Genomic DNA, 9,420 nt, shown 5'->3' with positions numbered 1-9,420 from the left:
AACACCTTCCCTTCGCGTGTCCCATCCGCCGTCCGACACTCTCTCGCGTACTAGAAAGCCGCCTAGAGAGACCGCCGCGGCGTCTCATGCCGGAACCAGGAGGCCGAGCGCCACGCCACCGCGCAGGCCGCCACCCAGAAGCTGGTCGCCGAGGCCGAGCAGCGTGCGGCCACCGCCGAACAGCGCGCCACCAAGGCCACCCAGCAGGCCGAGCAGACCCGCCGCGAGGCCGACACGCACGCCAAGCAGCTGCTGGCCAACGCGCGCAAGAACGCCGACCAGGTCGTGTCCGAGGCCAAGTCGAGCGCCGAGTCCATCGTCTCCGAGGCCAAGGCGGAGTCCGAGCGGAGCCGCTCTGTCGCCCAGCGCCAGGTCGACGAGCTGACCCGCCAGCGCGACAGCATCACCAGCCACCTCGCGCAGCTGCGCCAGCTGCTCGGTGGCGCGCCGCTCCCGGCCGCCGACCCGGAGCCCGCGATCACCGCGGCCCCGCCGAAGCCGGCCATCCCCGCCGCCACCAACGGTGCCGAGAAGCCGGTTCCGACTCCCGCCAGGGCGGAGAAGGACGACGACGCGGAGTGGTGGCAGGAATAGGCGGCCGCTGACTCCGGGGCGTTGACGACGGCTGACGAGAGAGCCTGGTGACCTTCACGGTCACCAGGCTCTCTCGGCGCCGTGGGGCTCAACCCGGCCGTCGAGGCGCTGCGACGGCGCCGGTCGATCTCGATTGGCCGCGGCGATCGCCCTGCTCATCCGCGAGGCGGTGATCCCCCGGCAAGCTCGGCGATGAAGTCCGACACCGCCCGGTTGAACGCCTCGGGCTGCTCGATCGCGCTGAGATGGCCGGCCTTCTCGATGACGGCCAGCCGCCCGTCGGGCACCGCCTCGACCATCGCGCCCGCTTCCGCGGGCGGGGTGATCTCGTCCTCCTCGCCCACGATCACCAGGACCGGCGTCTTGATCGCCCGCAGCGTGTCAAAGGAGTCGGGACGGCCGGCCATGGCCCGTTGCGCCCAGGCCGCAGCCGTCGGCGGAGCCGACTGGACCAGCCCGCGCACCCGGCCGAACACCATCGCCCTGCTCCGTACCGTGGTCTGCCCGACCAGCCCCGGCAGCAACTCCTTCAGCAGGACGGAGGTGCCCTCCTGGAGCACCGCGGCGGCGATCCGCTCGCGGTTGGATCTCGCGGCCTCCTGGTCGGCACCCGCCTTCGTGTCGGCGAGGATCACCCCCAGCAGCCGGTCGGGGTGGCGGCGGCACAGGGCCATCGTCACGTAGCCGCCCATGGACAGGCCGCCGACGACCGCGCGGTCGACGCCCTCGCTGTCCAGCAGGCGCACGACATCGTCGGCCATCACGTCGAGGGAGGGAACGTCCCCGCCCAGCACCGAGCCGCCGAAACCGCGCAGATCGGGGGTGATGACCTTGCAGACCTCGGCCAGGCCCTCACGCTGGGCCAGCCACATGGCCGATGACAGGGGGAACGCGTGAAGGAGGACGACCGGAAGCCCCTCTCCAGCCGATCGCGTGTACAGCCGCACGCCGTCCACCGTATTCCCGGAGCCCCCGTCTGGCACCCCCGGTTCCACAACCGTTTATGACGTTGTGGTAACTCCGCGGTCAACGAATGGGACCCGGCAGGCGATACGGCGACGAGGATTCCGGGACGGGCCCGAACCGGACAGGGTACCTACGAGTCGGCGACCTCGGTGGGGAGGGGATGGGCGGCCGGATTGACCCGCAGGACGATCTCGTTGAGGACGATCCGCACGTACGGCTCGCCGACCCACAGGTGCTTGGCGTCGTCCACCCCGACGACCTCGGCCTGGGGCACCCTGGCGAAGCGCTCGCGGGCCTGCTCGGGACGGAGGTAGTCGTCGAACTCCGGAACCAGCGCGGTCAGCGGCCGCCCGAACTCCGCCCACCCGTCGAGGTCGGCGTCGGTAGCCCTGTGCAGCGGCGGGGAGAGGAGGATCGCCCCCTCCACCAGCGGGTCGCGGCCCCACTTGAGCGCCAGTTCGGTACCGAAGGACCAGCCGAGCAGCCAGACCCGGGGCAGGTCGTGGAAGTCGGCGTACTCCAGGGCCGCGGCGACGTCCAGGCGCTCGTCCTCACCCTTACCGAAGGCCCCCTGGGACGTTCCCCGCTCGGAGGTGGTGCCGCGCGTGTTGAACCGCAGCACCGCCAGGTCGGCGAGGGCGGGCAGCCGGTTCGCCGCCTTCTTGTAGACGTGGCTGTCCATCATGCCGCCGTGGGTGGGCAGCGGGTGCAGGCAGACCAGCGTGGCCACCGGAGGCCGTTCCGCGGGAAGGGCCAGCTCACCGACAAGTGTCAGCCCGTCACCGGTGTGCAGCTCGATCGGCTCCCTGCGCGCGGGCAGCACCGTAGAGGCCCGGATCTCCATGTCTCTCCTCACCACGACCGGCGATCCACGCCGGTCAGTATCTGCTTCTGCCAGGACCGCGCCTGACCCGGTTGCGCCAGCACGCGGTGTGCCAGTGCCTGCGCTCCTCCTCGCCGCCCTGCCAGGCGGGCCAGCTGACCAGGTGCGGCAGGCCCGGCCTGATCTCCTGGTCGCAGCCGGGGCAGCGGTAGACCTTGTCCGCCGCGCCGCCGGTGACCCGGCGCACCTGCCAGTCTCCGTCGGGCCACTCCTCCGTCTGGTCGACACCGGGCACGGAGCCGCCGAGGGGGCGGGCCGAACCCCGGTTGCCACCGCGGTCGAACGGGTCGGCCCGACGGGCCTTGCGGGGGCTCACGGCAGGTCTCGGAAGCTCCGGACCCCCGCCGCGACGAGCTGCTCCAGCAGCGGCGCGGGCGCGAGGAACGGTTCGCGGTACTCCGCGTACAGGGCGCGCAGGCCGTCGCGGACGGTCTCCAGGCCCAACTCGTCGAGCATCTCGAACGGTCCCGCCTGGTAACCGCAGCCGAGCCGCATCGCGTTGTCGATGTCGTCGCGGGTCGCATAGCCGGAGTCGTACATCCGGACGGCGTCGTTGAGGTACGGGTACAGGAGCGCGTCGACCACGAACTCGGCCCTGTCCCGGCACGGCACCGGGACCAGGCCGATGAGCCGGACCATCCCCTCCACGGCCCGCGCGACCTCGGGCCCGGTGAGCGCGGTGGAGGCGACCTCGGCGACCTGGTCGCCCACCAGGTGCAGGCCGACCAGGCGCTCGGGGTGCGGGAGCCCGGGGGCCAGCTCGACGACGGGAACGCTGGACAGCGCGACGACCATCTCCGCGTCCTGCACGGGCACGGTCTTGAAGCCCGCGGCGGAGAGCCTGGCGGCGAAGGCGTCACCCCCCTCGCCCAGCACCGCGACCAGGCCGGTCGAGGGCTCGTCCGCCGTCGGTTCCGGTTCGGCGGCCCGGTGGAAGCCGCCACCCGACTTGCGGCCGAGCAGTCCGGCCGCGACCCGCTCGCGCAGGATCGGCGCGGCGGCGTGACGGCGGTCGTGGCTCTCCCTGAAGAGCACGCTCAGCACCTCGTACGAGGTGTCCAGGCCGATCAGGTCGAGCAGGGCGAAGGGGCCCATCGGCAGCCCGGCACCGAGCCTCATCGCGGTGTCGATGCCGTCGCGGGTGGCCACGCCGTTCTCCAGCAGGACCGCGGCGTGGTTGAGGTAGGGCAGTAGCAGCCGGTTGACCACGAACCCGGCGCGGTCGCCGACGGTCACCGGGGTCTTGCCGAGCCGGCGCGCGAGGTCGGCGACCTCGCCGGCCAGGCCGTCGTCGGTGATCAGCGTGTGGATCACCTCGACCAGTCTCATGACCGGGGCCGGGTTGAAGAAGTGCATGCCGATCACCCGGCCGGGGCGGCCGGTGGTGGCCGCGATCTCGGTGACCGAGAGCGAGGAGGTGTTGGTGGCGAGCACCGCGGACGGCTTGCAGATCCGATCCAGGTCGGTGAAGAGCGCCCGCTTGAAATCCATGACCTCCGGAACGGCCTCGATCACCAGGTCGGCGTCCGCGAGATCCTCCAGCGAGGTGGTGAGGGTCACCCGGCCGAGGATCTCCGACCTCTCGGCCTCGCTCAGCCTGCCCCTGACGACCGCGCGGCCCGTGGAGTCCTCCAGATGGCCCCGGCCTCGCGTCAACGCCTCAGGACCGGCCTCCACGCCGATCACGGCGATGCCCGCACGGGCGAAGCACTCGGCGATCCCGGCGCCCATCGTGCCGAGGCCGACCACGCCGACCGTCTCGAAACTGCCCGCCATCGTTCTCCCCACCCTGTCCGCGGATCCCGCGCCGCGCGACAAACCGCCCGTTCCTTGAACCGCAACAGTCTCCCAGAGAGGGATCGGCTACCCAAAAGCCGGTCGGACATCCCAGGAGCCGAAAGAAAGTACTTGAATGAGAGTTGAGTAGTAATTAGTATTTGAGTACATGAAGACTGGAGGGGGCATGGGAGACGACCTGACACCGGAGGAGGCGCTGCGGCAGATCGGCGAGGTCGACCGGCGCACCCGGCGACCGGCACGCGTCGTCGGCCTGCTCTATGCGATCCTCGGCCTGGCCACGATCGCGTACTGGCCGATCATGTATCTCGGCCCCGGCTGGTCCCGGGCCGTGGTCGGGGTGGCATGGGTGGCGCTGACCGCCGTGTTCGCCTGGTACCTCGGCCGTATGGGAATCCAGGACCGCGAGGTCACCTGGGTCAACAAGTCCACCGGGCCGGTGACGGTCACCTACCTCGTCGCCTTCCTGACCGTGTTCGTGTTCGGGACGTTCTTCCGCCCCGACGACCCGGGTCCCGGCTGGATCGCGACGCTGGTCACACTGACGGTCTGCGCGAGCGTCCCGCCCTTCTACGCGGCGTGGCGCGTGCTATGGGCGGAGCGGTGAGCGGCCTGGACGGAGCCGGAGGTGGTACGGGCTCGCACCCCCGGCACGACCTTGACGACGTCATCCACGCGCCCGTCCGGCTGTCGATCATGGCCGCTCTGGCGGCCACCGACAGGGCCGAGTTCCGCTTCCTCCGCGACACCATCGAGGTCAGCGACTCCCTGCTCTCCAAGCATGTCATCACCCTGGAAGAGGCCGGCTACGTGCGCGTGGAGAAGGCCTTCGTGGGTAAACGCCCACGCACCTGGCTGGCCCTCACCGACGAGGGCCGCCGGGCGTTCCACGACTACGTCTCCGTGTTGAGACGCCTTACCGAGGGATCCCCCCCATGATCGAGATAAACGATCTACACAAACGATACGGCGACAAGACCGCCCTGGACGGGGTGACGTTCTCCGTGAAACCCGGCGAGATGTTCGGCTTCGTCGGAGCCAACGGCGCGGGCAAGACCACCACGATGCGCATCCTGATGGGCGTGCTGACCGCCGACTCGGGCTCGGTGCTCCGCGACGGCCGGCCCCTGACGTTCGAAGACCGGCGCCGGTTCGGTTACATGCCCGAAGAGCGTGGCCTCTACCAGAAGATGCGGGTCGCCGAGCAGGTCGAGTACTTCGGCAGGCTCAGCGGCCTGACCGCGAGCGGGGCGAAAAAGGCCACCGGCGACCTGCTCGAACAGCTCTCGCTCACCGAACGCGCGACCGACACGGTGGACGCGCTCTCCCTGGGCAACCAGCAGCGCGTGCAGCTCGCGGTGGCGCTGGTGCACACCCCCGAGGTGCTCGTACTGGACGAGCCCTTCTCCGGGCTCGACCCGCTCGCCGTCGACGCGCTGGCCGGGGTGCTCGCCGCACGGTGCGAGGCGGGCGTGCCCGTGCTCTTCTCCAGCCACCAGCTGGACCTCGTCGAGCGGCTCTGCCACTCGGTCGGCATCATCTCCGCCGGCCGCATGGTGGCCAGCGGCACCGTCGACGACCTGCGCGACCGGGAGGGACGCGGCCGGCTCAGGGTGGTCGTCAGGGACGCCTCCCCCGGCTGGACCGCGTCCCTGCCGGGAGAGGTCGTCGAGAAGGGCGACGAGGTCCTCGTCGCGGACGTGGACGGCGACGGCCAGGACATCCTGCGCCTCGCGGTCAAGGCCGGAAAGGTCGAGCACTTCGGCTGGCAGCGGCCCACACTCACCGAGATCTTCAGGGAGGCGGTCGCGTGAGCGGGCTGTGGTTGGTCGCGCAGCGGGAGATCATCACGCGCGGCCGTACGAAGGCGTTCGTCATCGGGCTGGTGGTGAGCGCCGTGCTGGTCGGCGCGCTCGCGTTCCTGCCCAAGCTCTTCTCGGGGCCCGACTCCTACACCGTGGGCCTCGTCGGACCGCAGTCGCAGGCGCTGCAGCCGGTCCTGACCGGCACGGCCAAGGACGTGACGATCGCCGTCAGGGAGTTCCCCGACGAGGCCGCCGCGAGCGACGCGGTCAACGCCGGCGACGTGGACGCCGCGGTGGTGGACGGCCGCAGGGTGCTCGCCGACGGCGAGGTCGACCGCGAGCTGGGCCTGCTGCTGGAGAACGCGCACCAGACCGTCCAGACCCAGGGTCAGCTGGCCGACGCGGGCCTGGACGCGGCCAAGGTCGCCCAGGCGATGCAGGTCGCCCCCCTGGAGCAGGTCTCGGTCGGCGCCGACGCCCGCTACGCGAGCGTGCGGGTGGGCATCGCGTCCCTGCTGGTCATGGTCCTGTTCTTCCTGCTCATCTACTCCTCCATGTACGTCGCCATGGGAGTGATCGAGGAGAAGGGCAGCCGGATCGTGGAGATCCTGCTGACCTCGATCCGCCCATGGCAGCTGCTCGGCGGCAAGATCCTGGGGCTGGGCACCCTCGCGCTGGCCAATCTCGTCGTGATCATCGTGGCCGGTCTCGGCGCGGCGATGGCGACCGGCTTCGTGGCCGAGCTGCCCCCGGGCATGACGGGCATCGTGATCAGCACCCTGTTCTGGTTCATCCTCGGTTACGCGTTCTTCGCCGCGCTGGCGGCGGCGCTCGGGTCGCTGGTGTCCAGGCAGGAGGACGCGAACAGTGTGCTGACGCCGATGACGATGCTCATGACGATCACCTACCTGGTGGCCTACTTCGCGGCGGTCCAGCCCAGCAGCGCGGTGGCCAGGATCCTGTCGATGGTGCCGCCGTTCTCCTCGATGGTCATGCCGGTCCGGATGGCCGGGGGCGAGGTGCTCGCCTGGGAGATCGCGACGGGCGCGGCCCTGATGCTCCTGGCCACGGTGGGCACGCTCCTGCTCGGCGCGCGCATCTACCAGCGCGCGGTGCTGCGCACGGGCGCCCGCGTCAAACTCTCCGAGGCGGTCCGCTGAGGTCCAGGCTCCGGTCGTACGGGTGACCCGGCACGTGAGGTCACCCGTACGGACGGGGCCGGCACGGACCACGGATAGACGGCGTGCCGCTTCGAACCCCCCGCCACGGACGAGCCGTGTGCCGGTTCGAACGCCGAGCCCGCAGGCAGCCGGACCGGTCGGTGTGGAGCCCGCACACCGCCCCGCCCGCCTGGCCTGACGGATCGTGGAGATCCGGGCACCGCCGGGCCGATAGGGTTCGGTCATGCGTCTGGTCATCGCGCGGTGCAGCGTGGATTACGTCGGGAAGCTCACCGCCCATCTTCCGATGGCACCTCGGCTCATCCTCATCAAGGCCGACAGCAGCGTCTCCATTCACGCGGATGACCGGGCCTTCAAGCCGCTGAACTGGATGAACCCGCCGTGCAAGCTCCGCGAGGAGGAGGGCACCTGGACGGTGACCCACGGCAAGACCGGTGAGAAGCTCGTCCTCACCATGGAGGAGATCATCCACGACACCAGCCACGAGCTGGGCGTGGACCCGGGGCTCATCAAGGACGGGGTCGAGGCCCACCTGCAGGAGTTGCTCGCCGAGCACATCACCACCCTGGGCGCGGGCTGGACGCTCGTCCGCCGCGAGTACATGACGGCCATCGGCCCGGTGGACATCCTCTGCCGCGACCACACGGGCGCGACAGTGGCCGTGGAGCTCAAGCGGCGCGGTGACATCGACGGCGTCGAGCAGCTCACCCGCTATCTGGAACTCCTCAACCGCGACCCGCTGCTCGCCCCGGTACGGGGTATCTTCGCCGCCCAGGAGATAAAGCCACAGGCCCGCGTGCTCGCCGCCGATCGCGGCATCGACTGTGTCACCCTCGACTACGACAAACTACGGGGCATCGAGCGCAACGACACCCTGTTCTGAGCACGTTCTGAGCACGTGCCGGATTACGGCAGGTCGAATTCCCCACGGACCGCCCCATCCAAAAACGCGTCCCATTCGAGGGGCGTGAAGACGAGGGCCGGTCCGTCGGGGTTCTTGCTGTCACGCACCGCCACGATCCCCGGCAGATTCCGTGCCACCTCAACGCACGCCCCACCGTTTCCACTGCTGCGTGTGCTCTTATGCCACTCAGCACGAGACAGGTCTGCCTCTGTGGGCACCAGCCGGGCCGTGTCCTCCGAACGGTGGACACCGGGTCAACCGAACGTTGGTGCCGCGAAACCCGGGCGGGCGCGAGGCTTGAGGCATGAGCACAGCGGTAAGAGTGAGGGGCCTGACCAAGCGCTACGGCGACGTGCAGGCCGTTCGGGGCATCGACCTGGACATCCAGGCGGGCGAGGTTTTCGCGATCCTCGGCCCGAACGGGGCGGGGAAGTCCACCACCGTGGAGATCCTGGAGGGACACCGCGCCAGGGACGCCGGGGAGGTCAGCGTCCTGGGCGCCGACCCCGGCAAGCCGACCCGGGACTGGCGCTCGCGGATCGGCATCGTGCTGCAGACGGCCAATGACGTGGCCGAGACGACCGTACGGGAGACCATGCGGCACTTCGCGGGCTATTATCCCGGCGCCAAGGACCCGGATGAGGTGATCGAGCAGGTCGGGCTGGCGGCCAAGGCGAACACTCGCGTCCGGCTGCTCTCCGGCGGCCAGCGGCGCCGGGTGGACGTCGCGCTGGGCGTGATCGGCAACCCCGAGCTGCTCTTCCTGGACGAGCCGACCACCGGGTTCGCCCCGGAGGCGCGCCGGCAGTTCTGGGAACTGATCGAAGGCCTGGCCCGCGACGGCACCACGATCGTTCTGACCACCCACTATCTGGACGAGGCCGAGGCGCTGGCCGGGCGGGTGGCCGTGGTCTCCGGAGGACGGGTCGTGGCCGAGGGCGAGCCCAAGACCCTGGGGGGCAGGGCCACCGCCAAGGCCAGAGTGAGCTGGTCCGACGGCGGCGAGCACCGCTTCCTGGAGACGAACACCCCGACCAGGACCGTACTGGAACTGACCCACCGGTTCGACGGCGAGGTCCCCGAGCTGGCCGTGACCCGCCCCAGCCTGGAGGACATCTACCTCCGCCTCATCGAGGCCCCCACCTGACCCGGCCGCCCGCCCTGTCGACCGGCGTACCGACCGGTGGGCCGTTGGGGACCGTCCGCCGGGCACGGACCGGCCTCGGCCGCCCCGCAGACCGACCGACTGCCCAACCGACTGCCCGGCCGGCTCCGGCTGTCCCCTTGATC

The 9,420-nt window shown here is 70.6% G+C and carries 11 protein-coding genes and 1 pseudogene; 7 read left to right on the top strand and 5 right to left on the bottom strand.

Annotated features, from left to right (window positions below; all coding sequences use genetic code 11):
* Positions 1-96 precede the first annotated feature (96 nt).
* Positions 97-594 (top strand): annotated as a pseudogene (locus ABZ260_RS12320) (cellulose-binding protein); the annotation flags it as partial.
* Between the two features lie 155 nt (positions 595-749).
* On the opposite strand, the gene ABZ260_RS12315 reads toward ABZ260_RS12320, so the two are convergent.
* From ABZ260_RS12315 to ABZ260_RS12300, 4 genes are all read right to left on the bottom strand, one after another.
* A complete protein-coding gene (locus ABZ260_RS12315; RefSeq protein ID WP_355616048.1) occupies positions 750-1,541 on the bottom strand; it encodes an alpha/beta fold hydrolase in 792 nt (263 codons plus the stop codon).
* Between the two features lie 149 nt (positions 1,542-1,690).
* Positions 1,691-2,404 (bottom strand): alpha/beta hydrolase, encoded by a 714-nt coding sequence (locus tag ABZ260_RS12310; RefSeq protein WP_350924743.1) that lies wholly within the window; start codon positions 2,402-2,404, stop codon positions 1,691-1,693.
* Between the two features lie 34 nt (positions 2,405-2,438).
* Complete coding sequence (locus ABZ260_RS12305) at positions 2,439-2,759, bottom strand: ATP/GTP-binding protein (protein WP_355616045.1); 321 nt, start codon at positions 2,757-2,759, stop codon at positions 2,439-2,441.
* Positions 2,756-4,219 (bottom strand): 3-hydroxyacyl-CoA dehydrogenase NAD-binding domain-containing protein, encoded by a 1,464-nt coding sequence (locus ABZ260_RS12300; RefSeq protein ID WP_355616043.1) that lies wholly within the window; start codon positions 4,217-4,219, stop codon positions 2,756-2,758. Before ABZ260_RS12300 ends, ABZ260_RS12305 begins: the two co-directional genes overlap by 4 nt.
* Positions 4,220-4,406: 187 nt before the next feature.
* Here ABZ260_RS12300 and ABZ260_RS12295 point away from each other — a divergent pair, with 187 nt between their 5' ends.
* The 5 genes from ABZ260_RS12295 (at position 4,407) to nucS (ending at position 8,109) form a co-directional block, all read left to right on the top strand.
* On the top strand, positions 4,407-4,847 hold the full coding sequence (locus ABZ260_RS12295) for a hypothetical protein (RefSeq protein ID WP_355616041.1): 441 nt from the start codon (positions 4,407-4,409) through the stop codon (positions 4,845-4,847).
* The gene (locus tag ABZ260_RS12290) at positions 4,844-5,179 is read left to right on the top strand and encodes a transcriptional regulator (RefSeq protein ID WP_355616039.1); all 336 of its coding nucleotides are present in this window, start codon (positions 4,844-4,846) and stop codon (positions 5,177-5,179) included. The genes ABZ260_RS12295 and ABZ260_RS12290 overlap by 4 nt, the downstream gene beginning before the upstream one ends.
* Positions 5,176-6,054 carry an ATP-binding cassette domain-containing protein gene (locus ABZ260_RS12285; protein ID WP_355616037.1) on the top strand — a complete coding sequence of 293 codons (879 nt, stop codon included), beginning with the start codon at positions 5,176-5,178 and terminating at the stop codon, positions 6,052-6,054. Before ABZ260_RS12290 ends, ABZ260_RS12285 begins: the two co-directional genes overlap by 4 nt.
* On the top strand, positions 6,051-7,205 hold the full coding sequence (locus ABZ260_RS12280; protein ID WP_355616035.1) for an ABC transporter permease: 1,155 nt from the start codon (positions 6,051-6,053) through the stop codon (positions 7,203-7,205). The genes ABZ260_RS12285 and ABZ260_RS12280 overlap by 4 nt, the downstream gene beginning before the upstream one ends.
* A gap of 244 nt (positions 7,206-7,449) precedes the next feature.
* Positions 7,450-8,109 (top strand): endonuclease NucS, encoded by a 660-nt coding sequence (nucS, locus tag ABZ260_RS12275; protein WP_030906521.1) that lies wholly within the window; start codon positions 7,450-7,452, stop codon positions 8,107-8,109.
* A 23-nt stretch (positions 8,110-8,132) separates the two neighbouring features.
* Here the strand turns inward: nucS and ABZ260_RS12270 are convergent, their stop codons facing one another.
* Positions 8,133-8,348: a DUF397 domain-containing protein gene (locus tag ABZ260_RS12270; protein WP_355616032.1), complete on the bottom strand. Its 216-nt coding sequence runs from the start codon at positions 8,346-8,348 to the stop codon at positions 8,133-8,135.
* An 86-nt stretch (positions 8,349-8,434) separates the two neighbouring features.
* On the opposite strand from ABZ260_RS12270, the gene ABZ260_RS12265 reads away from it, so the two are divergent.
* Positions 8,435-9,277 (top strand): ABC transporter ATP-binding protein, encoded by an 843-nt coding sequence (locus tag ABZ260_RS12265; protein WP_355616030.1) that lies wholly within the window; start codon positions 8,435-8,437, stop codon positions 9,275-9,277.
* Positions 9,278-9,420 lie beyond the last annotated feature (143 nt).

The organism is Streptosporangium sp. NPDC006013, assembly GCF_040614275.1.
In the GTDB taxonomy this organism is placed as follows: Bacteria; Actinomycetota; Actinomycetes; order Streptosporangiales; family Streptosporangiaceae; genus Streptosporangium.
This window is presented reverse-complemented; position numbering and strand designations above follow the sequence as displayed.